This is a genomic window from Niallia taxi, assembly GCF_004005475.1.
GTDB classification, from domain to species: Bacteria; Bacillota; Bacilli; order Bacillales; family Cytobacillaceae; genus Niallia; species Niallia taxi.
The window spans coordinates 167,422-189,800 of record NZ_RZTZ01000003.1 but is presented as its reverse complement, the minus strand read 5'-3'; the positions used below and the strand labels follow the sequence as shown (position 1 = coordinate 189,800).

Here is a 22,379-nt window from a genome sequence, read left to right as displayed (position 1 = left end):
TAAACAGTCCTAGTATCTTCACCGTGAGTTAGTAGGCTATAATATAGTTATAAATACATATTTGAGGTTGGTAAAAATGATTCGGACCATTGCGGATATTGCTAAAATCGCGGGTGTCGCCAAAAGTACCGTTTCACGCTACCTAAACGGCGGCTCTGTTGGTGAGGCAACAAAAAAGAAGATTGAAAAGGCAATTCAAGATACTGGATATACGCCAAATCCATTTGCTCAAAGCTTAAAAGCAAAAAAGACGAATATTATCGGCACGATTGTTCCGAGATTAGATTCTTATGCTTCTTCACAGACGTTAATCGGAATTGATGAACAGTTGAAGGAATGGAATTATCAAATGCTGATATCCAATACAAGCCAGGATTTAGATAGAGAAATTGAGAGTATTTACAGCTTGGCAAAACAAAAGATGGCGGGCATTATTCTCCTTGCGACTGTGATTACAGACAGGCATCTGAAGGCCATTTCCGAAATTCATATTCCCGTCCTGCTGATCGGTCAGGAGCATGAAGAGATCCATAGTGTTATTCATGATGATTATCATGCTGGTTTGGCGATAGGAAAATATGTACTGGAGAAGGGACATCGGAAAATTGCCTTTCTTGGTGTTACAGAACAGGATATTGCTGTTGGTGTTAAACGGAAAACAGGTTTTCAAAAAGCATTGGAGGCAAGGGACGATATTGATGTCAGTTATTTTGAGACAGAATTTAATATTCCTGCCGCTCAAGCTGCTGCGATGAAATTATTGGATTCCCGTGAGCATTCTATTATCGTTTGTGCCACAGACAATATTGCGATTGGTGTTTTAAAGGCAGCATACAAACAAGGGTTATCTATACCAAGAGATGTGTCAGTTACAGGATTTGGCGGTTATGATGTGACAGAAGCTATCCATCCTGGCATTACAACAGCGAAATTCCATTATAAAGAAGCAGGCAAAAAAGCAGCGATAAATATGGTTGAGCTAATTCAAGAGCGGCCAGTGGAAAAACTGACAACCATGAATTTTGAGATAATTAAACGAGAAAGCGTTGACACCGTCTAGCACGATGAATTATAATTCTAGTGAAACCGATTCCAATCAAAAGATTAATTTGGTTTCATTAGAATGATTTTTTTTTAATATAAATTTGGAACCGGTTCCCTAAGCGGTTTTGTTTTTTATTTATTTTTGGAACCGGTTCTACAACTTGATTTATAATAGGGAGGAACGAATGATGAACCATAAAAAAATCGCAAAAGAGATACTGACGGCAATTGGCGGTAAAGACAATGTGTCTGCAGCAGCTCACTGTGCAACACGGCTCCGACTAGTGCTGAATGATGAATCAGCAATCGATCAAGGAGCACTTGATAATATGGATGTGGTTAAAGGGACATTTTCAACAGGAGGCCAATATCAAATTATTTTAGGCTCAGGAACTGTGAATGAGGTGTATAAGCATTTTGCCACCATGACTGGCTTATCAGAAATGTCAACAAAGGATGTGAAAGAAGCAGGAGCAAAAAAGCTTAATCCAATCCAACAGTTTGTAAAAATGCTGTCAGATATCTTTGTGCCGATAATCCCTGCGATTGTTGCTGGCGGTTTATTAATGGGACTTAACAATGTTTTGACGGCACAGGATTTATTTATAGACGGAAAATCATTAGTGGATGCTTATCCGAATATGGCAGATTTAGCTGCACTTATTAATACTTTTGCAAACGCTGCCTTTGTGTTTCTGCCAATCCTAATTGGTTTCTCCGCCACACAGCGGTTTGGGGGGAATCCATATCTTGGTGCAGCACTGGGAATGCTTATGGTTCACCCGGATTTACTGAATGGCTACAATTATGCAGATGCAATGCTGAAAAATGAAGTTCCTGTTTGGCACATATTTGGCTTGGACATTGAGAAGGTGGCCTATCAAGGAACTGTGCTGCCTGTGCTTGCTGCCTCGTTTATTTTGGCTAAGATTGAAACATTTCTCAGAAGAATCGTACCTTCAGCATTAGATAATCTGCTGACACCGCTCTTATCTATTTTTATCACTGGTTTATTGACATTTACTATAGTTGGCCCACTTACAAGGTCAGCAGGAAATCTATTGACAGATGGAATTGTTTGGATGTATGACACAACAGGAGTAATCGGCGGATTAATTTTCGGTCTTTTGTATGCACCAATTGTTATTACAGGAATGCATCACAGCTTTATCGCAGTGGAAACACAATTGCTTGCAGACATCGCCAAAACAGGCGGCTCCTTCTTGTTTGCTATCGCAACAATGTCCAATATAGCGCAAGGTGCAGCAACACTTGCTGTATTGAAAATAACAAAGGATGCAAAGGTGAAAGGAACGGCATCTGCAGCAGGTATTTCTGCATTGCTTGGCATTACAGAGCCAGCTATGTTCGGTGTTAATCTTAAACTGAGATATCCATTTATTGGGGCTATCGTAGGTTCTGCAGTTGGTTCTGGTTTTGTGACATTGTTTAAAGTAAAAGCTGTCGCATTAGGTGCTGCCGGATTGCCTGGAATCATTTCAATTCGTCCAGATAAGATTGTGCCATATATTATCGGAATGGCAGTCGCATTTGCAGTTGCCTTCACTGTAACCATTGTATTAGCGAAAAGAGCAGCTAAAAAGGAAGCAAACATAAGAAAAGAAGGCATAGTGGCATAAAATATCGATAAATAAAGGGGAGAAGTTTTTTCTCCTATGTTTTTTTAGGGAGTGAATCATCATGGAATGGAACAGAGAACAAAGGTATAGAAGATGGGAGGATGCATTGGAGGCAGAACAGATGCAGCTTGTAACAATGGTTAATCAATGCTCCTGGAGACAATCCTTTCATATTCAGCCTGTTACAGGGCTGCTTAATGATCCGAATGGCTTTGCCTATTATAATGGCGAATATCATTTGTTTTACCAATGGTTTCCCCTTGGTCCTGTCCATGGTTTAAAGAATTGGTATCATACAAAATCGAAGGATCTGATTCACTGGGAAAATGTCGGAGTGGCGATTGAGCCAACAACTGAATTTGACAGCCATGGTGTATACTCTGGCAGCGGAGTGGAGCATGATGGACAATTATACTTTATGTATACGGGCAACAGCCGAAATGAGAGCTGGATAAGAACGCCTTATCAATGTCTTGCTTTCATGAATGAGAAGGGGCAAATCCAAAAGCACGAAAAACCAGTAATAGCTAATGTACCTGAAGGCTATACAGATCATTACCGCGATCCTAAAGTTTGGAAGCATGGGTCTGAATTTTTCGCAGTTATCGGTGCACAGCGTTCAAATGAAACAGGAACAATTATACTCTATCGTTCCAGTGATTTGACACAATGGAACTTGGAAGGCGAATTAGAGATAGGCTTTAAGGATTTCGGTTATATGTGGGAATGTCCAGATTATTTTGAAGTGGATGGACATGGCATACTTCTGTTTTGTCCACAAGGTATAAATTCAGAAGGAGACTGCTATCAAAATATTTATCAATCAGGCTATGTTCTTGGAGATAAGCTGAATATACAAGAAAGAACCCTTGTTCATACCGGTTTTCAAGAGCTGGACAGAGGCTTTGATTTTTATGCACCACAAACAATGGAGGCTCCTGATGGCAGAAGAATACTAATCGGATGGATGGGGCTGCCTGAAATAGAATACCCAACAGATAAGAATGGCTGGGCTCATTGCTTAACACTTCCCCGTGAATTGACTGTAAGGAATGGAAAGCTACGGCAATTACCAGTGCAGGAACTGGAGAGACTTAGAGGGAACAAAGCAGAAGCTCATTTATTGATAGAGAACGAGACTAGGCAGGTGGAAAAATTTGCTGGAGAGGTCTATGAATTATCAGTAGAGTTTTCAAACTTCACAGCAGAACAATTTGGTGTTGAGCTACGCGCAGGGGATAAGAACAAAACAATCCTTAAATACGATACACTTGCAAAAAAGGTGATTATAGACAGAAGTGAATCGGGAGAGCTTGCTGGGATACAGTATGGGACTGTTCGACAATGCCCGATGGCGTCAGAAACCATTCATTTTCGGATATTTGTGGATGTTTCCTCTGTTGAAGTGTTTGTCAACGACGGAGAGGAAGTGTTCACAGCAAGAATTTTCCCTGATGAAAACAGCCAAGCCATTCGATTTTTCGCACAAAACGGGAAGTCAGAAGTGAAGGCTGTTAAATATGAACTTAATTCTGATTGCTGATTTTTATAAGCTGCCCCGTAAAAGTTAGACACCATTCTAACTTTTACGGGGTGGTTTTTAGATGCTTTTTGTCATCAGCACATGAGGTATGCCGTCCTCCATAAATACATCAGAAGAAGTCTCATAGCCAAGCTTTTGGTAGAAGCCTTCTGCATGTGTTTGGCCGTGCAGCTTCACCTTTATGTCCTTTCGGTCTGCGGCAAGCTCTTCAAGCTTTGCAATAATAACCTTACCAAGCCCGAATTTACGGTATTCCTGTAAAATACAAATTCTTTCTAGTTTGCCATAGCCCTCAACAGATCTCACTCGTCCAGTACCGACAGGCTCGCCGTTATAATAGACAAGGATATGATCACATTTGCCATCAAGCTTATCAAATTCATCGTACTCGTCTTCTAAAGGAACACCCTGCTCCTCAACAAACACCTTCCGTCTTATATGTAACGCCTGCTCTAGTTCATCCATTGATGTGATTTTTTTTGCCTCCACTTACTATTTCATTCCTTTCTGGATTTATTATGAGAAACAAGTCATAATTTAACTATCATGATAAACAGTTTATAGGAAAAGTTTATTGTTGTAAATACAACAATAATTGGAGGTTTACTTTATTGAAGGAAATTCTGCGCGAAGTAGGCATGATTGCTAGAGCGCTTGACTCTATCAGCAATATTGAATTTAAAGAATATGATTTAACGAAGGGACAATATTTGTACCTTGTCAGAATATATGAGAATCCAGGAATCATTCAAGAAAAGCTCGCAGAAATGATTAAGGTCGACCGGACGACTGCAGCTAGAGCAATTAAAAAGCTTGAAATCAATGGTTTTATCGAAAAAAGGCAGGATGAAACAAATAAAAAAATCAAGAAGCTGTTTCCGACTGAAAAGGGAGAAAATGTTTATCCTTTATTAAAAAGGGAGAGCGACTACTCAGACAAATCTGCACTCGCCGGACTTACCGAACAGGAAACAGAGCTTCTTTATGATTTATTGAAAAAGGTTAGGGAGAATATTGAGGTGGATTGGGAGTATGTGAAAAAAGGGAAAAAACGAGAGTATTAACTAATCTATACGGTTGGGGGATAATTAAATGGAGCGTTCATTTCTCATTGCCTTAGAGCCAAGCCATACGTTGACCTTTATGATTTATCTACAAAATATATATCTTCAACAAAAAAACGCAGAAAATCGGAAGTTTCCATACTTACAGATGATTTTTATATAAAATATAAAAAAACCATCCCAAAATTAAGAGAATGCGTGAGAGATGAAAGCAAATAAAAAAGAATTAACGAGTGTTTAAATAAGTTAATTCTTTTTTATTAACTATTCGTCATCGTTTTCTTGACGTAGGACCTGGCAGTCTTCCTACAGTCTGATTGCTGCTGTTTGTGTCTTTCATAAGTCTTTCTAAATTTCTGATTGCTTCATCGAATTCTGATCTTGTTATTTGCTTTGTTGCCAATAAGGAGCATAGCATGGCATAAGCAATCGGATTTGTATTAACTTCGACGTTAACATAAACGTCTACATCGGAGTTTCCGCTTTCCCCAATCTGTGCGGCGTTTGCATCAAGCTCTGTGTTACCGTTATTGCGAAACTCATAATTCGTGTTTTCTCTGCCTCGTGGACGGCGGTTCGGATACATGAATTTCCCCTCCTTTACTGCGAAAGAACGAGAATGGGCTTATCCATTCTCGTCTCACAATGATTAATCCTCGTCTTGATCTTGGTTGTTGTCTTGATCGTTATCCTGGTCTTGATCAGAATCAGCATTCGCTTTTGAGCGAGAGCGAACACGAGCCTTAGAATCAGATGTAACATCAATACAAAGATCAATTTTTGCATTTCCTGAACCGTCTACTTTTGCAACGTTCGTGTTCTTGTCGATGTTTTTTAAATCATTGTCATTGTCAACATCTGTGTTTGATTTTAGACGATTGTCACTTTCAAAATCGACATTTGCTTTAGAACGGCTGTCGCTGTCGCCAGAGCGAGATTTAGAAGTATTACGTTGATCGTTGTCCCCTTCACCCGGATGCCATACTTTACTCATTAGAAATCCTCCTTTCGTTATTCAATTACTATCTTATTCAAGAAGTGAAAATTGACATGGTTGACTGTAGGAGGACAAGTATGGAATTTAGAAAAAAGAACAAAAAACACCTCCAATAAAGGAAGGTGTCTTGTTACTCAGGATAATAAATAGTCAGGCTAAGCCTTGTAAGCCCTTCGCCGGGATTATGGTACGTATGCGGTTTGTCTGCTTTAAATTTTATCGAATCACCAGCGTTTACTACATAGTTTATGTCATTAACCTGCAAACACAACTCTCCGTCAAAAACAGTAATAAACTCAACTGTACCTTCCTGATGTGCTTCCGCGCTTAAGAATCCGTCTTTTTCCATTTCCACTGTATAAATCTCAAAGCGCTTATCCTCTTCAAATGGAAAGTAAGGATAAACAATGTATTTTCCGTTGTCCTCTGCTAAGGCTTTGATTTCGTTTCTTTTGACAATCTTCGCTTCTGGCTGCTGGTGTTGGATGAGAGAACTGAAGGAGATTTTTAAGCCATTCGCTATTTTCCAAATCGTATTGAGAGTAGGGCTCGAATCGCCTCTTTCTATTTGGCCAATCATCGTTTTGCTTACTCCAGTCAATTCTGCTGTTTTTTCTAAGCTTAACTTTTTCTTTTCCCTTATTGTTTTTAAGTTTTTTGCTAAGATAAGCTGAATTTCTTCCATAAAAAACACTCCTATCGTATATACAATATAGCGACCGTATTGTACAATAAGTTGTAAATCGTTATATTGTCCGTTATGGACATTATAGCATACATATGAAGGAGGAGAGCAGTATGCCGTTGTTATCGTTTTTGCTCTATGTGACTGTAACCAGTTTTACACCAGGTCCTAATAATATTATGGCAATGGCCTTTGCTAATAAATACGGGCTGAGAAAAACAGTTGGATTTTGCATTGGTGTTAGTGCTGGCTTTTTTATTATTATGCTTTTATGCAGCTACTTTAACTTAATTCTAAATAGCTTTATGCCCAAAATAGAGTTTGGAATGACAATCCTTGGTGCAGTTTATATGTTATATCTTGCCTATAAAATCGCCTTTAGCAAGGATGGGGGACAAGAGAAAGAAGAGGATAAGAATAATAGCTTTTTGGCAGGGATGCTTTTGCAGTTTATTAATCCAAAGGGGATTTTGTACGGAATAACGGTTATTGCCACGTTTATTCTGCCATACCATGATTCACAGCTTAGTCTGTTATTATTTGCGATTTTTCTAGCTTTAATTGGGTTTTTGAGCACATTCAGCTGGAGTTTGTTTGGCAGCATCTTTCAGAAGTTTTTGTCCAAATATAAAAGCCAGTTTAATATTGTAATGGCATTGCTGCTCGTTTATAGTGCTATTTCCATCCTTATTTAAAGTAAAAGTTGGTGGGACAAAACAAACACGAATAATATTTTAGCTAACCTTGAGACATTGGAGCATGAAATTATGAAATAGAGAGTATGGCTTTAGAAATTAGTTCGTCTCATTGCACGCTCGCTCGTCCTTTCCGCAAGCGAAGATGAGCTTCCTCTTCTTCACTTGCGGGGTCTCATCTTTTCCTCTATTTCTAGCAGGAGTTGAGTGGTCTCCACTCCATGGTTTTTAACAAAGAAACCAACTATTAAACTTACATACTTATGTCTCAGCCTCTAACCATTCAGTCATCTGCCACTTTAATAATAACTTTGCCTTGTGCATGGCCCTCTTTCAAATAGCGATAAGCTTCTGCTGCTTCACTTATAAGAAATTCCTTATCAATAACAGGCTTGAGCTTATTCTGTTCAATAAGGTTCCTTAGGAAATTCAAATCAGACTGGTTTGCTCTTTGCAGCATATTGCCAAATTTTTTATCGCTTGATAAAGACAGGAAAGGACCAAGCAGCATAGCATCACGCATTTGCTTTCCTTTTCCGCCAACCATAACATAACGTCCTTTTTCCGTTAGTAACTGTTTATAGGCATGAATGGGTTGATAACCATTCACTGCCAGTATAAGATCATATTTTTGGGAGTTTTTTGTGATATCTTCTTTTGCGTAGTCAATCGCATAATCAGCGCCTAATGATTTTATCTTTTCATTATTTCTTGTACTGCACACACCAGTTACCTCTGCACCTAGTGCTTTGGCGATTTGAATCGCAAAGGTGCCTACACCGCCAGATGCTCCGTATATCAATACCTTATGTCCAGGCAGTATTTTGCCATTATTTCGCAATGCCTGTAATGCAGTCGTGCCTGCCATTGGAACAGCTGCTGCTTCTGCAAAGGATAGGTTCTCCGGCTTTATGGCTAGAGCTTTTTCAGGTACAGCAGCATACTCAGCAAAGCCACCCCAGCCACTTTGAGAAAGGTCCCCAAGCACCTCATCACCTTGTTTAAATTGGGTAACCCCGTTTCCGACGGCCTCCACAACACCTGCAATATCGCCACCTGGTATCTGATATTTTGGCTTAAACAATCCAAAGGCAAAGCGTGCTAAGAATGGTTTGCCACTAAGTAAGACAAGATTTCCATAGTTAAGGGATGCAGCATAAATTTTCACTAGCACTTGCCCTTCCTTAGGTAATGGCCTATTTATATCGGAAAGTGTCAGTGTTTCTGGCGTGCCGTATTTATTAGAAACAATTGCCTTCATCCTTTCTCCTCCTTATAAAAGATAATAATGTCAATTAAGGATATGTAGCAGAAAAGCATGTAAGACATAAAAACACTGCATCCAGACAACAGGATGCAGTGTTTTATAAAAATATAGTTTCAATCAAACAGATGAACCTCATCTCCTGAATGAATTTTTCCTGTTTTAATAACAGAGGCATAAACGCCAAAATTATTTTGTCTTTCCTTAAAAACAGTTTTTAATAAAGAAGGAGACCGTTCTGCATTGTCAGGGTCAACTGTAACAATCATGCATCTTTCACAATGCCTGTTCACCTGCAATTCTACCTCTCTTCCAATTTTTATGCGCTTGCCAAACCAGCTTTCTTCTATAAAAGGAGTCTTGTCCTTTAAAGAAAGGATAAGGTTTGGGCGGAAGCGGCGATGGTCAACAGCGGACTCGCCCCAAAGCTCCTTAAGCTTTTCAAGTGATGCGTCTGTCACGAGCTGGATATGCTCTTCTTCAATTGCTCCCAAAGGAACATTTTCTGGTGTATAGGATAGCAGGGAGACTTTTCTTTTCGACTTTTCCTCTAATTCCAAGGCTAAAGCTGCATCTCCCCAATTCATTACTTTTCCTTCAGGTGTTGTAATTTCAACGCTAGGATATTCAGACATTGCTTCTTCTCCTGCGAACCTTGCCGAATAACGAACCATCTCCGGGAATTGAGTGATTGTCAAATATTTTCCTTTTCCTGTGTCATCTGAAAAAGCATGGCTTCTGTCACCATACAGACCATATTCCATAACATTTGTTTCTGCTACGCTTTCTCCGCGAAAAGATTTTACTGGATGACGAACAATTTCTTCAATATGACCTATTAACATGAACGAAAACCTCCATTTTATAGTATCTTGAAGCACTGTCTAATTCATTATTCTCCGAGTGGATTTTCTGGTCCTGGCAGGTGTAATTGATAAAATGCTAAATCTAACCATCTATCAAATTTATAGCCGGCTTTTTCAATAGTACCAGAATGGACAAAGCCAAATTTCTTATGTAGGGCAATGCTTTTCTCATTAGAAGCATCTATACCCCCAATCAGTGTAGCATACTCTCTTTCTGAAGCAATGGCGATAAGCTCCTTCAATAGTACTGCCGCAATACCCTTTCTGCGGTAATTGCCGTCGACATAGATAGAATGTTCAATAGAATATTTATAGGCAGGCCAAGCACGGAAGGGGCCGAAAGTAGCAAAACCGACTGCTTTATTGTCTAGTTCATAGACGATTACCGGGTATCCGTCCTTTAGCTTCTGTTCGTACCATAGCTTTCTGTTCTCTAATGTATCTGGCTTATATGTATATACAGCGGTAGTGTTAAGAATTGCATCATTATAAATAGACAGGATATGGGAGAGATCCCTTTCCTCCATAGGTCTTATCACTGTTTGTTGTCCTCCTTCAATTTGCTAGATATTATTCTTTTCCATCTACTATAACAAATATTTTAACTCCTTAAAAATTTATATTTACTGAACGATGGTCAATTAAGTATGATGAGTATATAGAACTAGTGACGAAAGAACTAAGCTTGTTGTTGAGCCCTTCTTTTGGGACTGTGGACTATGAAGATAGGTAACTCATAAACAACTGGGGGAAAATATGTGAAAAAGAAAAAATATCCTTTTATTCCTTTAAGCAAAAAAGGGATTGTGTCCATTTTTAGTGCTGCATTGTTATTTTCAGCACCATTAGCAGGGCCTTCTATCACAATGGCTGAAGGAAATGGGACAGATAAAGTTATTTTTGATGAGAATCTTGAATGGATGAAGTCAAAAACTGCAATGAATGGAAAAACATTGACGATAAATTTCAGCGACCAGTTTGCAGCAATGGGTGCAGATACAGTGCTGGAAGCAGCATCAGATAAACAATCTGTACAAGCTGTTTTTGACAAGCAAGTCTTGACGCTCACAATAAAGGATTTCGGTGAAACGACAATAAGCGTTACCGCAAAAAACAGTAAGCAGACTGTCACTAACACCTTCAAAGTGAATGTCACGAAAAAAGGTGATATTAACGGTGATGGCACGATTACACCTGCAGACTCTCTTTACATCTATCAGGTTATCAGCGGTAAGGTTAAGCTTTCATCTGAACAGCAGAAGTTACTTGATATAAATGGTGACGGTAAAATTACTAATTTGGATGCGACTACTTTAATGAGCAGTTATGTTGGCAAAAACGTTTCTGCAACTATTGAAGAAAATTCCTTCGTCCAATTAACGGAAATTAATGACTCACCTGTAGCAGTAGATGATACATATACACTAAATGAAGATGAGCAGCTTAAGGTAAATGCAGCAGTGGGCGTGCTTGCAAATGATATTGATCCAGAAAACAAGGAACTAACGGCAACGGTGACAACCAATCCTGAAAATGGAAAATTGACATTTAATGAGGATGGGTCGTTTCAATATGTACCAAGTGCAAATTTTGTCGGAAAAGATCGATTCGCGTATAAAGCAAGTGATGGAAATAGCACAACAGAAGCGAAAACAGTCACAATTAATGTATTGCCTGTAAATGATGCACCTGTATCAAAGGATGGTGTGTTAAATACACAAGAGGATACTGTTGGAATTGGAACACTGTTAGGGGAAGATGTTGATGGTGATACACTGACATATACGATTGTTGAAAATGGCAAAAAAGGCAAAGTAACGATTCTTGACCAGAAAACAGGAGTTTTCTCTTATAAGCCAAATGCAAATGAAAATGGAGAAGACTTTTTCACTTATAAAGTAAGTGATGGCAAGTTAACTTCTACTGCTAAGGTGTCTGTGTTTATTAAGGCAGTGAATGATGCTCCAACAGCAAAAAGTGACGCTTATTCTACTAAGGAAGATGAAACATTAACTGTTAGTAAGGAAAAGAGTGTATTGCTGAATGATGAGGATGTGGATAAAGATTCTCTGAAAGCTGTCCTTGTAAAAGGAACTGCTCACGGCACACTTGATTTTAAAGCAGATGGAACATTTACATACATTCCAGCTAAAGACTTTAATGGAAGTGATTCTTTCGTATATAAAGCTACCGATGGTGTTTTAGAATCAGCAGAGCAAACAGTTGTCCTTTCGGTAGGAGCAGTGAATGACGCACCAGTTGCGAAAGACAGCTCGCTGAATGTAACAGAAGACGAAGCAGCTAGCGGTGTGGTTCAAGCAAGCGATGCAGACAAGGATAAGCTGACATTTGCGATTGCCGAAAACGGTCAAAAAGGAAAAGCAGTTCTGACAGATGCAGAAACAGGCAACTTCACCTACACACCTGACAAAAATGCAAACGGAGAAGACAAGATAGTCTTCACAGTCACAGACGGTCAAGGAGAACCTGTAAAAGCCACAGTCTCCATTTCGATTCAAGCAGTGAATGACGCGCCAACAGCGGCTAGTGACAGCTTCACGACGAAGGAAGATGAAAAGCTAGAGGTTGGTGCAGCTAATAGCATTCTTAACAATGATGCGGATGTTGATAATGACGCTCTTGAAGCCATCCTAGTGAAAACAGCAGCACACGGAAAGCTGGAATTGAATAAAGACGGTACCTTTACGTATACGCCAGACAAGGACTATAGCGGCAAAGATTCATTCACATATAAAGCAACAGATGGAAAGTTAGAATCAGCTGTTCAAACGGTTGAAATAGAAGTGAAGGCAGTGAATGATACTCCTACTGCGAAGGACAGCTCGCTGAATGTAACTGAAGATGAAGCAGCTAGCGGTGTGGTTGAAGCAAGCGACGCAGACAAGGATACACTGACATTTGCGATTGCCGAAAACGGTCAAAAAGGAAAAGCAGTTCTGACAGATGCAGAAACAGGCAAATTCACCTACACACCTGACAAAAACGCAAACGGAGAAGACAAGGTAGTCTTCACAGTCACAGACGGTCAAGGAGAACCTGTAAAAGCCACAGTCTCCATTTCGATTCAAGCAGTGAATGACGCTCCAACAGCGGCTAGTGACAGCTTCACGACAAATGAAGAGGAAAAGCTGACGATTGAAGCTGCAAAAAGCATTCTAAACAATGATACGGATGTTGATAATGACGCTCTTGAAGCCATCCTAATGAAAGCTACAGCACACGGAAAGCTGGAGTTGAATAAAGACGGTACCTTTACGTATACGCCAGACAAGGACTATAGCGGCAAAGATTCATTCACATATAAAGCAACAGATGGAAAATTAGAGTCAGCTGTTCAAACGGTTGAAATAGAAGTGAAGGCAGTGAATGATACTCCTACTGCGAAGGACAGCTCGCTGAATGTAACAGAAGATGAAGCAGCTAGCGGTATGGTTGAAGCAAGCGACGCAGACAAGGATACACTGACATTTGCGATTGCCGAAAACGGCCAAAAAGGAAAAGCAGTTCTGACAGATGCAGAAACAGGCAAATTCACCTACACACCTGACAAAAACGCCAACGGAGAAGACAAGGTAGTCTTTACAGTGACAGACGGTCAAGGAGAACCTGTAAAAGCCACAGTCTCCATTTCGATTAAAGCAGTGAATGACGCGCCAACAGCGGCTAGTGACAGCTTTACGACAAATGAAGAGGAAAAGCTGACGATTGGTTCAGAGAAGAGCATTCTTGCTAATGACGAGGATGTAGATAATGATAATCTACAGGCAATCTTAGTGAAGGGGCCAGCCAACGGACTGCTTGTCCTAAATGCGGATGGAACATTTACGTATACGCCAGACAAGGACTATAGCGGCAAAGATTCGTTCACATATAAAGCAACAGATGGAAAATTAGAATCTGCTGAACAAACGGTTGAAATAGAAGTGAAGGCAGTGAATGATACGCCAACAGCAGATGCTAGTTCAATAGAGTTAGAGGAAGATGGCAGCTTTAATGGCAAGTTAACAGGTTCTGATCCAGAAGGCGACAGCCTGATATTCTCTCTTGTTGAAAACGGCAGCAAAGGAACAGTAGTCATCACAAATGAACAGACTGGTGCTTTCACTTATACACCGAGCAAGGATGCGAATGGGACAGATTCGTTTATATTCAAGGTGAATGATGGCAACTCTGATTCCGAAAAAGCAACGGTAGAAGTGACAATTAAGGCTGTAAATGATGCGCCGACAGCAAGTGATGTGAAATTGGAAGGTACTGCAAGAGTTGGTGAAACGCTGACGGGGACATACAGCTATCATGATGTCGAAAACGATGCAGAAGAGCAATCGACATTCCAATGGTATAGTGGTGACAAAGAAGACGGCAGTGATAAAACAAAAATAGCTGGCGCGACATCTAACGAATACAAAATAACAAATGCTGACTTGAAGAAGTATTTATTCTTTGAAGTAAAGCCTGCTGCAGCAACAGGTGAGCAATCATCTGAAAGTTACTTAAGCAATGCAAGTGAAAAGGTAAAACTTGCTGACAGTGTTGCGCCGACAATTGTATCCACAACACCGGCGAATTCTGCAAGTGAGGTTGGGGTTTCTGATGATTTAGTCATTACGATGAGTGAAAATATTTTAGCTGGATCAGGAAAAATCGAAATTAAAAATAGTGACGGCAGCACATTTGCAGAATACGAGGCGAATGACACGCAGCATGTCGTGATTGATGGAGCTACAATTACAATTAAGCATCCTGATTTTGCAGAAGGAAAAGAGTATTCAATTGTTGTTGGTTCAAATGCATTTGTTGATGAAGCAGAAAATGCCTATGTAAATAACAATAATGAGTGGAAATTCGAAACAGAAGCGGCCCCAGGTCTGACAGCTTATGCTGATCCAAGCACTCCTTTAGAAGAAGAAGCGATGAAGCAAATGTTTGGCGCATTTGTATATGTGGATATCTCAGGAGATAGCTTTAAGGACGGCTTAACGGCAGATGATATTATCCTGAACAATGTGCCTGCAGGAGTAACCGTCATGGATCAATATGTAATGGGGAACAATCTTACACTAGTGCTTGGTTATGATGGAACAGATTTTGATACGAAGTTCAGTAATTTTACAGTAACAATAAAAGGTACAGCTTTGGAAAAAGGCAATGATCTGACATCTAACAGCTTGGAGTTTGTACCAAGTGCTGATGCACCAACACCGATCATTACAGAATATTTACACGGTGGCGATGGGCGCTCAGCTATTGAAATTTACAGCCCAACTCCAACTACAGAGCCATATAAGCTGAAAATATATTCTCTTGATAAAGGAGTAAGAAAAACTTCTGAAATTGCCTTAAGACTGCAATATGCAGATGTTAATCCGTTTTTAATTATTGATTCCATTTTTTATGAGTATTTCGATATTGTTCCAAATGTTATGTATTACAATGAAGAAGCTACTCTAGATCGAGGAACCAACATAGTAAACGCATTGCAAATTATAGCTCCAAACGGAACAGTTGTTGATACATTAGGAGATCCGGCATCAAGCACTCCAATTGTTACGGGAAGTGTGACAATGGTTAGGAATACAGATATTAAAGACGGGATTGACCGCTATGTGCCAAGTCAATGGAATACTTATACAAGTGATATCTACAATCATTTCAGTAAAAGAGATTAAAACATGATCTAATAAACCAGGTGAAAGATGTGCCTTGTAGGACACTTTCACCTGATAGTGATAAATACGCGTTAACTTTAAAATTAAGGGAGATTACAGGATGAACCGAAAGAATATAAAAGCTTTATTGCTTGTCCTTCTTATTACAATGCTGACAGTGCCTGTGCAGGCATTTGCAGCTGCTTCCAAAAGCGTTACGGTGAAAATCGGTGATGTTCAAGGGGAAGCGGGTCAAGTGATAACAGTACCTGTGTCTGTTTCAGCACCAGCGACAGATATTGCTGCATATGGTTTGGAGCTGAATTATGACAATACATCTTTGGAAGTAAAGGGAATACATCAGATTGGCGATAATCAAGAGTTTCAAAGCAACTTCAGTAACAAGGATGGGTATTTGCGAGCAGCATGGGCAGATGCTACTGGAGGGGATAATGCATTAACAAGTGCTTCTACTTTATTTACGGTGGATTTCTTAATAAAGGAAAATCCAGTATACGGAAATAAAAGCATTACTGTTCCAACAGATGATGCAGCAGCATTGAGCTTTACTGATTCCAATAATAATAACGTAAGTGCTACAGTAGAAAACGGCAGCCTTACAATCAATAAATCTAGCAATTCTAAGCTAAGCAGCTTACTAGTTAGTGATGGGACATGGAATGAAGCCTTTTCACCAGAAGGGAAATCCTATACGGTTGCTGTAAAAAGCACAGTTAATTCATTGAATTTTGTTCCGACAGCACAGAATGAATATGCTCATATAACTATTAATGACAAAAAAGTAACGAGCGGAACATTATCTCAAGGCTTTTCGTTAAAAGAAGGCAGCAACAGCTTCACTATCAAAGTAACAGCACAGGATGGATCTGCTTCAACTTATACGGTGAAGGTTAATAAGGAAAAAGCAGCAGTGGAAGAAAAACCAGACACTAATACTGAAATTGTCACAGTAGATATTCAATCAGGCAATGATTCAGTTGTTTCTAAAACACCTATTTATCGCACTACCGATGAATTTGGTATTAAATCAGATAAAGTGACATTGACAGAAGATGTTGTGAAGGAATTGTTGACAAGTGCTGATCTGCAAGACTCCAACACAGCTAAAATCATCATTCCAGATACACAGGATGAGATTTCTGAAACGTATTTTTCCATTCCAAAGGATGCTCTAAAGCTATTGAGCGAAGGGAATATTAATATACAAGTAGTAATGAACAATGCTCAAATCGTTTTGCCAAAAGAGTCTCTTAAAGATGTAAAGGATGATTTATATTTCCGCTTCGTTCCTGTAAAAACAGAAACAGAAAAGAATGAAGTGAAAGACAGAGCACTTAACAGCATTACAAGCTTTTCTGAATATGAGAATGTCCAAGTATTAGGAAGACCGATGGAAATCCAGACGAATATGGAAAACTCGAAAGTGAAGCTTGTTTTGCCAGTAGAATCTGATGTGATTGATACGATTAAAGCAAAAAATAATGGTATTGAGGACCTGCCAATCTTTATTGAGCATGATGACGGTACGAAGGAAGTTATCAATGCCTCGTTTACGAATTATCATATTGATGGCTTCACTGGATTAGCCTTTGAAATAAATAAGTTTAGTACCTTCACGCCACTGTACCTGTCAGGTGCTGTTACTACCAATACAGACCAAGAAGCAGCTAGCGGCAATGATACCAAGGACAGCAAGGGTACGGAAGCATCTTCAAGCACAGACACATCAGCAAGCACAGATGAGCAGGGAACTGAAACAAATCTGAAGAAACTGCCGAAAACAGGCGACGATTCTTATATTGATACGATTTTGAATATCTCTATCGTTGCAATTGCGGCAATTTTAGTTTTTCTGTTTGTCAGCAAAAAGAGAAGGATGAAAAAGCAATAATATTTATGAGGAGAGGGACTGTGTCTCTCTCCTCATTCTCTAGGAGTATGCTATGAAAAAAACAGTAATCGTTCTGCTTGTTCTCCTTTTACTTGGATTATTGGCTATTAGAGGGGTTCGTTTCTATGAAGACTATAAAAATGAGCAAAAAAGAGCAGAGCTGTCAGAGCGTTATGAAAAAGCAGTTACCGGTGAAATAGATACGAAAAACAATCAGCAAGAAACTGCTGTATTAGGGAAAATCACCATACCCAGTCTCGAAATCAATTACATCATCCTTGATGGAGCATCAGATGAAAATCTTGATATTTCAATAACGAAGGTGACAGGTCCTGATATGAACGAAACAGGAAATCTCGTTCTCGCTGGTCATAATATGCGAAATGGCAGTTTATTTGGCAAATTAAAAAAGGCGACTAAAAAGGACGAGATTTTTTTAACCGATGAGAAGGGGAACAAGGCAGAATACAGTATTACCAAAATGTATACCGTGAAGGATACGAACCTCACTCCACTAGAACAAGACACAAATAGTTCAAAGCTAACGTTGATAACATGTACAGATAATAATGAAAACAGACTGATTGTTGTTGCAGAAAAGACAGCAGATTAAAAATGGTAATAGAATGATAACGAGAGACTTTTTAGAAGTCTCTTTTTAGGTCTTTTTATTCAGGAGTTTATAACTAGTTTAAGGGAAATTTAAGTTTTTCCCTATATAGTTAGCAACATAACAAAACGACAATAAAAAGATTAGGGGAAATTACTTTGAAGAAAATCTCAACAAAAATCATTATATTATCATTATTTAATTCTATATTTGTAGCAGCGGTCAATGTCTTTGCATCGCTGTTCATGAGCAGCAGCCAAGGTAGTGGAAGTGGAAATTCAGGGACAAATCAAGCACAGAGCGGCCTGCTGGGACATCTCCCGCCAACGCAAGTTCTTATAGGGCTTGGTGTTTCCATTGTCCTTGGTGTTATCCTGGCATACTTCCTAGGAAGATTAATATCAAAGCCAATTGTTCAATTAACAGAAATCGCTCAGAAAACATCAGAGCTTGAATTAATGGAAGACGATAGTATTTTCGGTAAGACACTTGTATCAAAGGACGAAACAGGGGAAATGGCTAGAGCACTTCTGGAGACGAGAAACTCATTGAAATCAATGGCAACACAGCTGAAGTATGTCTCTTCAACAGTTGCAGCACATTCAAGCAGCCTTACGAAAAACACAGAGGAAAATGCCAGAAATATTGATCAGGTGGTTGCAACAATAGAAGAAATTGCAATAGGAAACAATGGTCAAGCCCAAACAATCAGTGAGGTAAACACTACTTTATTAGAGGTTGTCGAACTGATGGAAAATATAACGAGAGATGCTTCTATAGGTGCTGACAAAGCGGCAGCTTCCATTGATTCCATTGTAGAGGGGCAGAACACGGTAGAATTGCAGGGGAATAAAATGGATGAAAACATTTCGGTATCAGCAGAAGCAACATCATCCATCAATGAATTGAGCATGATGATTGGTCAAGTCGGAAACTTTGTAGCCGTCATTACAAATATTGCAGAGCAAACAAACCTGCTGGCGCTAAATGCAGCAATTGAAGCGGCGAGAGCAGGAGAAGCAGGTAGAGGGTTTGGGGTAGTAGCCGATGAAATTAGAAAATTAGCGGAGGAATCATCCAGAGCTGCAAAGGAAATCACTGGCATCATTCATGACACGACAGAAAAAACGAATCAAGCAGTTTCACATATCAACAAAGCGCATAATCTAATTGACGAACAAAAGGATGCTTTAAAGATAACAGAGGAAGCATTCCATAAAATTAAACATACGTATGACGGAATTGTGCACAACTTTAAACAGACTGCAGCTCACATGAATGCAATTAACGGAAAATCACGGATAATTTCCGAGCAAATTCAGCAAATGACAGAAACGGCAGAGGATTTCGCGGCAAATACGGAGGAAATATCTGCTTCAGGCCAAGAACAGCTTGCATCAACAGAAAACATTGCAGCTTCCTCTAAAGAATTGCAAGTACTGGCAGAGGAATTGGATACAGAAGTGAATAAGTTTAAAGTAAAGAGAGAAAACCAATAGTAGGAGAAGAGCGGCTTAACAGCTGTTCTTTTTTTCTTCTAAAGCGGTTATTTACAAAAAATAACCATTAGTAAAAAAGTTACTTCCATCATGTATTTCCAATCAGCAAAATGATTATGATAGTTTGCCATATGCCTGATCAATTATATCTGGGAATTAAATGTAAAATTCCTTTTGTTATCAAGCATTATATTACCAAGAATGAGCAAATGCTTATTTGGGAAAAATACTTCGCGAAGCGAAGTTATTGTAATTGACATGAAATTCTAACAGGATTATTATTGTTATGATAAATAACTAAGGTAATAAAAAGTAACTCGTTAACCATTTATGGTTTTAGATATGGAGGTTTAAGTAATGGAATCAATGACATTTGTGTTATTTGGTGCGACAGGAGATCTTGCGAAAAGAAAAATATATCCTGCTCTTTATAATTTATATTTAGATAAAAAAATGCCGCAGGCCATCTCCGTTTTTGGATTAGGAAGAAAAGAGTTTACAGACGCTACTTTCCAAGAGCATGTGAGAAAATCAATTGAAACTTTTTCGAGAAGAAAAGCGGAGAATGACGAGCAATTGGAGGCATTTATTGCAAGCTTCCGTTACAGCATTCTAGATGCAACAAAAATAGAGGATTACGAAACCCTTTTGAAAAAGGTGGAAAAGCGGGAAGCTGAATTGAACATACCTCAAAATCGCATGTTCTATCTGTCAGTTGGTCCAGAGTTTTTTGATCTCATTGCCTTAAATCTGAAGGAAAGCGGTTTGGGTACAACAGCAGGTTGGAAAAAGCTGCTTATTGAGAAGCCATTTGGTCATGATTTAGCTTCAGCCAGAGAGCTTAACGAGAGACTGAGCAAAGCATTTACAGAGGAAGAAATTTACCGCATTGACCATTACTTAGGAAAACCAATGGTCCAAAATCTAGAAGCATTAGAGTTTGCCAATCCTGTATTGCAAGCATTATGGAATAATAAGCATATTGCAAATGTGCAAATTACAGCAAGCGAAATGGTCGGAGTAGAAGAAAGAGCCGGCTATTATGATCATGTTGGCGCACTTCGTGATATGGTCCAAAACCATCTGCTGCAAATGCTGATGATGACTGCTATGCAAACACCTGAAAAAGTAGGTCAGGACCAAATACGTGAACAAAAACGAAAAGTAATGGAAGCACTTCGTCCAGTTAACGGGCAAGATATTCACGAAAATATTATTAGAGGACAATACAGCAGTGGCGAAGTAAACGGTCAAGCTTCAGTTGGGTATCGTGATGAGCCAAATATTAAAGAAAATTCAAGCACAGACACATTTATAGCAGCAAGAATTTGGATTGACAATGATTTATGGGAAGGTGTCCCATTCTATATTAGAACAGGGAAAAAGATGAAAGAAAAATCTACTCGGATTGTCATCGAATTCAAAGATACACTGAAAGAAATTTATGAAGAGAAAAAGGAGCAGATTGTGCCTAATCTCTTAATAATAGAAATCAGTCCGAATGAAAACATTAAATTGCTGTTAAACAGTAAAAGCCCATTTGAAAATGGAAAAATAGAACAAGTGGAAATTGATCTTACACATGCCCAAAAGGATGTTCCAGAAGCATATGAGCGTTTAATATTCGATGCTTTCAAAGGTGATTCTACGTTCTTTGCTCATTGGAATGAAGTGGAATTGTCTTGGGAATGGGTGCAACCAGTGTTAGATGCATTTGAACAAGGCGATGCTCCATTGCATTTCTACCCAGCAGGCTCTAACGGACCTGAAGCGTCAGATGAGCTGCTTGCAGCAAATGGGTTCAAGTGGTGGCTTGATAGTAAACCGGCAGCAAAAGAAAGCTTAGTTTCCATCGGATAACACATATCAGCAGTGATTTGGAACATGCTATAAACAGCGTCATAATAAAATTGTTCGTTTAGTTTCCATTATTTCCAAAAGGAATATGGATAAAAATAAATGTTTTTTCTCAGTTAATCAGGAGGGGTTTAAGTATGAAAGTTGGTTTAATTGGTTTAGGAAAAATGGGTTTAAATTTAGGAAAGAATCTATTGGATAATAAACATCAAGTGTCAGCATTTGATTTAAATCCTGCTGCTGTTTCAGAAATGAAGGAATATGGAGCAGATGGAACTACAAGCTTAACAGAGCTTGTGCAATCATTGGAAACACCAAGAGTACTTTGGATTATGGTGCCTCATAATGTCGTAGATTCTGTTATTGGCGAGATGGCACCATTACTTGCTAAGGGCGATATTGTAATTGAAGCAGGTAATTCCCATTATAAAGAATCAATCCGCAGATATAATGAGCTGCAGGAATTCGGTGTTCACTTTATGGATGTTGGAACGTCTGGAGGAATGGCTGGTGCACGAAATGGTGCATGCTATATGATTGGCGGTGACCAGGCTGCATGGGATGTTGTAGAACCAATTTTCCGTGATACAGCTGTTGAAAATGGCTACTTTTATGCAGGTGCAGCAGGCAGCGGTCACTTCTTGAAAATGGTTCATAACGGAATAGAGTATGGTATGATGGCGGCAATCGGTGAAGGATTTGAGGTTCTCGAGAAAAGTGAATTCGATTACGATTATGAAAAGGTCGCAAAAGTATGGAACAATGGCTCTGTTATCCGTTCATGGCTGATGGAGCTAACAGAGAATGCCTTCTCTAAAGATGCTAATTTAGATGAAATTAAAGGAATTATGCATTCATCAGGTGAAGGGAAATGGACAGTGGAAACAGCTCTGGACTTGCAGGCTGCAACACCAGTTATCGCCATGAGTTTATTGATGCGCTATCGCTCTCTTGAAAATGATACATTTACAGGCAAAGTTGTAGCGGCACTCCGCAATGAGTTCGGCGGTCATGCTGTTGAAAAGAAATAAAGT

Annotated in this window: 18 protein-coding genes; 11 read left to right on the top strand and 7 right to left on the bottom strand. The window is 39.3% G+C overall.

What is annotated here, in order from left to right:
- Nucleotides 1-76 precede the first annotated feature (76 nt).
- The 3 genes from EM808_RS10265 (at nt 77) to EM808_RS10255 (ending at nt 4,227) form a co-directional block, all read left to right on the top strand.
- Complete coding sequence (locus tag EM808_RS10265) at nt 77-1,060, top strand: LacI family DNA-binding transcriptional regulator (protein ID WP_127738120.1); 984 nt, start codon at nt 77-79, stop codon at nt 1,058-1,060.
- Nucleotides 1,061-1,232: 172 nt separating this feature from the next.
- On the top strand, nt 1,233-2,684 hold the full coding sequence (locus tag EM808_RS10260; RefSeq protein WP_127738350.1) for a sucrose-specific PTS transporter subunit IIBC: 1,452 nt from the start codon (nt 1,233-1,235) through the stop codon (nt 2,682-2,684).
- Nucleotides 2,685-2,745: 61 nt separating this feature from the next.
- Nucleotides 2,746-4,227 carry a glycoside hydrolase family 32 protein gene (locus EM808_RS10255; protein WP_127738119.1) on the top strand — a complete coding sequence of 494 codons (1,482 nt, stop codon included), beginning with the start codon at nt 2,746-2,748 and terminating at the stop codon, nt 4,225-4,227.
- A 57-nt stretch (nt 4,228-4,284) separates the two neighbouring features.
- Here EM808_RS10255 and EM808_RS10250 read toward each other — a convergent pair whose 3' ends face one another.
- Nucleotides 4,285-4,716, bottom strand: a complete 432-nt coding sequence (locus tag EM808_RS10250; protein WP_127738118.1) for a GNAT family N-acetyltransferase — start codon at nt 4,714-4,716, stop codon at nt 4,285-4,287.
- A gap of 122 nt (nt 4,717-4,838) precedes the next feature.
- On the opposite strand from EM808_RS10250, the gene EM808_RS10245 reads away from it, so the two are divergent.
- Complete coding sequence (locus tag EM808_RS10245) at nt 4,839-5,291, top strand: MarR family winged helix-turn-helix transcriptional regulator (protein ID WP_127738117.1); 453 nt, start codon at nt 4,839-4,841, stop codon at nt 5,289-5,291.
- Between the two features lie 271 nt (nt 5,292-5,562).
- Here EM808_RS10245 and EM808_RS10240 read toward each other — a convergent pair whose 3' ends face one another.
- The 3 genes from EM808_RS10240 to EM808_RS10230 all read right to left on the bottom strand — a co-directional run bounded on the left by EM808_RS10240 (nt 5,563) and on the right by EM808_RS10230 (nt 6,973).
- On the bottom strand, nt 5,563-5,877 hold the full coding sequence (locus tag EM808_RS10240) for a hypothetical protein (RefSeq protein WP_127738116.1): 315 nt from the start codon (nt 5,875-5,877) through the stop codon (nt 5,563-5,565).
- 63 nt (nt 5,878-5,940) lie between these two features.
- Nucleotides 5,941-6,285 (bottom strand): hypothetical protein, encoded by a 345-nt coding sequence (locus tag EM808_RS10235; protein ID WP_127738115.1) that lies wholly within the window; start codon nt 6,283-6,285, stop codon nt 5,941-5,943.
- 133 nt (nt 6,286-6,418) lie between these two features.
- On the bottom strand, nt 6,419-6,973 hold the full coding sequence (locus EM808_RS10230) for a helix-turn-helix domain-containing protein (protein WP_127738114.1): 555 nt from the start codon (nt 6,971-6,973) through the stop codon (nt 6,419-6,421).
- A gap of 113 nt (nt 6,974-7,086) precedes the next feature.
- On the opposite strand from EM808_RS10230, the gene EM808_RS10225 reads away from it, so the two are divergent.
- Nucleotides 7,087-7,668 (top strand): LysE family transporter, encoded by a 582-nt coding sequence (locus EM808_RS10225; protein ID WP_127738113.1) that lies wholly within the window; start codon nt 7,087-7,089, stop codon nt 7,666-7,668.
- A 283-nt stretch (nt 7,669-7,951) separates the two neighbouring features.
- Here EM808_RS10225 and EM808_RS10220 read toward each other — a convergent pair whose 3' ends face one another.
- The 3 genes from EM808_RS10220 to EM808_RS10210 all read right to left on the bottom strand — a co-directional run bounded on the left by EM808_RS10220 (nt 7,952) and on the right by EM808_RS10210 (nt 10,325).
- Nucleotides 7,952-8,929 (bottom strand): NAD(P)-dependent alcohol dehydrogenase, encoded by a 978-nt coding sequence (locus EM808_RS10220; protein ID WP_127738112.1) that lies wholly within the window; start codon nt 8,927-8,929, stop codon nt 7,952-7,954.
- A gap of 119 nt (nt 8,930-9,048) precedes the next feature.
- Nucleotides 9,049-9,777, bottom strand: coding sequence for an MOSC domain-containing protein (locus EM808_RS10215; RefSeq protein WP_127738111.1), 729 nt, complete (start codon nt 9,775-9,777; stop codon nt 9,049-9,051).
- Nucleotides 9,778-9,824: 47 nt separating this feature from the next.
- On the bottom strand, nt 9,825-10,325 hold the full coding sequence (locus EM808_RS10210) for a GNAT family N-acetyltransferase (RefSeq protein ID WP_285849798.1): 501 nt from the start codon (nt 10,323-10,325) through the stop codon (nt 9,825-9,827).
- A 231-nt stretch (nt 10,326-10,556) separates the two neighbouring features.
- Between EM808_RS10210 and EM808_RS10205 the strand changes: the two genes are divergently transcribed.
- From EM808_RS10205 to gnd, 6 genes are all read left to right on the top strand, one after another.
- Complete coding sequence (locus EM808_RS10205; RefSeq protein WP_127738109.1) at nt 10,557-15,488, top strand: tandem-95 repeat protein; 4,932 nt, start codon at nt 10,557-10,559, stop codon at nt 15,486-15,488.
- 100 nt (nt 15,489-15,588) lie between these two features.
- On the top strand, nt 15,589-17,379 hold the full coding sequence (locus EM808_RS10200; RefSeq protein ID WP_127738108.1) for a cohesin domain-containing protein: 1,791 nt from the start codon (nt 15,589-15,591) through the stop codon (nt 17,377-17,379).
- A 52-nt stretch (nt 17,380-17,431) separates the two neighbouring features.
- Entirely contained in the window at nt 17,432-17,992 is a 561-nt protein-coding gene (locus EM808_RS10195; protein ID WP_127738107.1) for a sortase, read from the top strand.
- Between the two features lie 155 nt (nt 17,993-18,147).
- Entirely contained in the window at nt 18,148-19,488 is a 1,341-nt protein-coding gene (locus tag EM808_RS10190; protein ID WP_182104258.1) for a methyl-accepting chemotaxis protein, read from the top strand.
- A 357-nt stretch (nt 19,489-19,845) separates the two neighbouring features.
- The gene (zwf, locus tag EM808_RS10185) at nt 19,846-21,348 is read left to right on the top strand and encodes a glucose-6-phosphate dehydrogenase (RefSeq protein WP_127738106.1); all 1,503 of its coding nucleotides are present in this window, start codon (nt 19,846-19,848) and stop codon (nt 21,346-21,348) included.
- A gap of 134 nt (nt 21,349-21,482) precedes the next feature.
- A complete protein-coding gene (gene gnd / locus EM808_RS10180) occupies nt 21,483-22,376 on the top strand; it encodes a phosphogluconate dehydrogenase (NAD(+)-dependent, decarboxylating) (protein ID WP_127738105.1) in 894 nt (297 codons plus the stop codon).
- The last annotated feature ends 3 nt before the right edge of the window (nt 22,377-22,379 follow it).

Coding starts and splice junctions, on each gene's coding strand:
- EM808_RS10265 (WP_127738120.1), top strand. CDS start 77: ATGATTCGGACCATTGCGGATATTGCTAAAATCGCGGGTGTCGCCAAA.
- EM808_RS10260 (WP_127738350.1), top strand. CDS start 1,233: ATGAACCATAAAAAAATCGCAAAAGAGATACTGACGGCAATTGGCGGT.
- EM808_RS10255 (WP_127738119.1), top strand. CDS start 2,746: ATGGAATGGAACAGAGAACAAAGGTATAGAAGATGGGAGGATGCATTG.
- EM808_RS10240 (WP_127738116.1), bottom strand. CDS start 5,877: ATGTATCCGAACCGCCGTCCACGAGGCAGAGAAAACACGAATTATGAG.
- EM808_RS10235 (WP_127738115.1), bottom strand. CDS start 6,285: ATGAGTAAAGTATGGCATCCGGGTGAAGGGGACAACGATCAACGTAAT.
- EM808_RS10230 (WP_127738114.1), bottom strand. CDS start 6,973: ATGGAAGAAATTCAGCTTATCTTAGCAAAAAACTTAAAAACAATAAGG.
- EM808_RS10225 (WP_127738113.1), top strand. CDS start 7,087: ATGCCGTTGTTATCGTTTTTGCTCTATGTGACTGTAACCAGTTTTACA.
- EM808_RS10220 (WP_127738112.1), bottom strand. CDS start 8,929: ATGAAGGCAATTGTTTCTAATAAATACGGCACGCCAGAAACACTGACA.
- EM808_RS10215 (WP_127738111.1), bottom strand. CDS start 9,777: ATGTTAATAGGTCATATTGAAGAAATTGTTCGTCATCCAGTAAAATCT.
- EM808_RS10210 (WP_285849798.1), bottom strand. CDS start 10,325: ATGGAGGAAAGGGATCTCTCCCATATCCTGTCTATTTATAATGATGCA.
- EM808_RS10200 (WP_127738108.1), top strand. CDS start 15,589: ATGAACCGAAAGAATATAAAAGCTTTATTGCTTGTCCTTCTTATTACA.
- EM808_RS10195 (WP_127738107.1), top strand. CDS start 17,432: ATGAAAAAAACAGTAATCGTTCTGCTTGTTCTCCTTTTACTTGGATTA.
- zwf (WP_127738106.1), top strand. CDS start 19,846: ATGGAATCAATGACATTTGTGTTATTTGGTGCGACAGGAGATCTTGCG.
- gnd (WP_127738105.1), top strand. CDS start 21,483: ATGAAAGTTGGTTTAATTGGTTTAGGAAAAATGGGTTTAAATTTAGGA.